At 29.1% G+C, this 1822-nt stretch carries 2 protein-coding genes and 1 pseudogene; all 3 read left to right on the top strand.

The window, feature by feature from the left end:
• Positions 1–419: ribosome biogenesis GTP-binding protein YihA/YsxC (locus AC2LE6_RS09000; RefSeq protein WP_484478924.1), on the top strand; the 419-nt coding region annotated here is incomplete at its 5' end.
• Entirely contained in the window at positions 409–870 is a 462-nt protein-coding gene (locus AC2LE6_RS08995; RefSeq protein ID WP_484478923.1) for an N-acetyltransferase, read from the top strand. The genes AC2LE6_RS09000 and AC2LE6_RS08995, both read left to right, overlap by 11 nt.
• 418 nt (positions 871–1288) lie before the next feature.
• Positions 1289–1822, top strand: a pseudogene (locus AC2LE6_RS08990) (penicillin-binding protein 2); the annotation flags it as partial.

The following is a 1822-nucleotide window of genomic DNA, read 5'->3' as shown; positions in this document are numbered from 1 at the left end:
TTGATGTTACTTTCATAGATAGAGAGAGTTCTGAAAAAAGTATCGCTAAATTTGTTGATCTCCCTGGATTTGGTTACGCAAAAGTAGCTAAGTCTGTCAAGCATGGTTGGGAAAAAAACCTGACAGATTATATCTCACAAAGAGAACAAATAAAGCTTTTTATACACCTTATCGATTGCAGGCATCCTCACTTAGAGATAGATACAGATGTAAATGATTTCTTACAAAACAACTGCGCTGAGTCACAGTATATATTGCAAATTTTTACAAAAATAGATAAATTAAATCAAAAAGAACAAAATGTACTTAGACGTGAATTTCCTAATGCTATGATGGTTTCTAGTTCTAAAAAAAGAGGGATGCAAAAAGCTATTAAAGTTATTTATGATATTTTGCATAATAACGAAGATGAAGATTGAGTATAAAAAAGCTTCTTTAAAAAATATATCTGCGATGCAGGAGCTTGTGTTCGGCGAAGTTGAATCAGGTGTTATACTTGAAAGAACTTCTGATGAAATGGCTACAAATATACGTTCTTATACACTGGCTTATGCAAAAGATAAACTTGTAGGCTTTTGTGCTTTACATATTCATACTTATTCATTAGCTGAAATAAGATCTCTTATTGTAAATGAAAACTATCGAGGTAAAAGGATAGGAGAAAACCTTATAAACCAGTGTGTTAATGAAGCTCAATCTTTAGGCTTGCAAAAGCTTTTATCATTAACGTACAAACAGTCCTTTTTTGAAAACTTAGGTTTTGTAGAAATTCCAAAAGAATCACTTCCCGAACATAAAATTTGGGCTGATTGTATTAAATGTAAACACTTTCCGATATGCAACGAAGTATCTCTAATAAAAAATCTATAAAAAGCTCACTCATATACACTGTGTTATTTGTTGTATATGAAAGCTTAAGCAGTATTTACTTATTTCTACCACCGCTATTTGGTGTACTTTTTGTTCTGCTTATCAGTGCCCTTAATAAAAATGACACGATTGGTATTATCTTTATAGCGTTTTGTTTAGTTATTTTTGAAGCTGAACATTCTTATATACTTTTTAGTTCTATTATATTTTTACTAGTTGCATATAAATTTATACTGCCTAAAGTTATTCAAAGTTTTAACTGCTTTGCTTGTATTAAATTTTCTTATGTTCTTATAGCTTATATAGGCTTTTATATGTTTAATATGCTTATATCTAGCATATTTTTAGTTGATCTACCTCAGGCTAGCTACTATATACTTTACTATATAGTTATTGAATTTTTTATTGTGAGTTTATTATGAAAATTAAGTTTATTCTTTTTATCTTTATTTCTATTTGGCTGGCATTGATTGTAAGAGTATTTTTTCTTGCAGTAGAGTCCAATACTTACTATGAAAAGCTTTCAATTAACAATACAATTAAAAAAGAAGAAATAGCTCCTGTTCGCGGCGAGATTGTAGATATTAAAAATAGGCCTATTGCTGTAAATAAACTAGGCTTTAAAATACAACTTAAACCACACTTGCGTTTTAAAAAAAATCTTCCTACATTTCACAAGGAGATTGATAACTTAGTAAAACTATTACCGCATTTAAACAAAGAAAAGATCATCAAAAATTATGTTAAAAAAGATTCTTATTATAATCATAACTTTATAGATATTGTTGACTTTATTTCATACGAAGACATTATTGAAGTATATGCGAAATTAAACCTCAGAGAAAATCTAAATATTGTATCTGCTCCTAAGAGATACTATCCATACAAAGATATTGGTGCCCATGTTATAGGTTATGTATCTCGTGCAAATAAAAAAGATGTTCAAGAAGAT

The organism is Candidatus Izemoplasma sp. (genome assembly GCF_982632705.1).
Note: the sequence above shows the minus strand (reverse complement) of the source record. Positions and strands in the feature narration are given on the sequence as shown.

What these genes read in the sequence shown, in the direction of transcription:
- AC2LE6_RS08995 (WP_484478923.1), top strand. Translation starts at nt 409, where the DNA reads ATGAAGATTGAGTATAAAAAAGCTTCTTTAAAAAATATATCTGCGATG.